At 42.3% G+C, this 423-nt stretch carries 1 pseudogene; it reads right to left on the bottom strand.

Annotation, left to right across the window (positions count from 1 at the left end):
* Positions 1-29 precede the first annotated feature (29 nt).
* A pseudogene (locus A3739_RS07930) lies at positions 30-423 on the bottom strand (ABC transporter ATP-binding protein); the annotation flags it as partial.

Here is a 423-nt window from a genome sequence, read left to right as displayed (position 1 = left end):
AAACTCGTAATGAGTGAATCAATCAGCAACTATGCTGCATTCGAATCGGTTTGATCTGTAACGACCTTCTCAGAAGACTCTTCTTTTTTCTTATGCTTATCGACAGACTCAACTTTTTTCTGTTTTTCATATAAGAAGGTAAGTACTTCATGACGATAGTGGTTGTACTCAGGATTATCTGCCAACGCCAAACGATCACGAGGTCGATCTAGTTTCACATCTAAGATCTCGCCAATCGTTGCCGCTGGTCCGTTAGTCATCATCACAATGCGATCAGACAATAGAACAGCTTCGTCAACATCGTGCGTGATCATAATAACTGTGTTACCAAGCTCGGCATGAATCTCCATAAGAGAATCCTGCAAGTGAGCCCGTGTTAACGCATCGAGTGCACCGAAAGGTTCATCCATGAGCAATACTTTT

The sequence above is a fragment of the Oleiphilus sp. HI0067 genome, from assembly GCF_001635735.1.
This window is presented reverse-complemented; position numbering and strand designations above follow the sequence as displayed.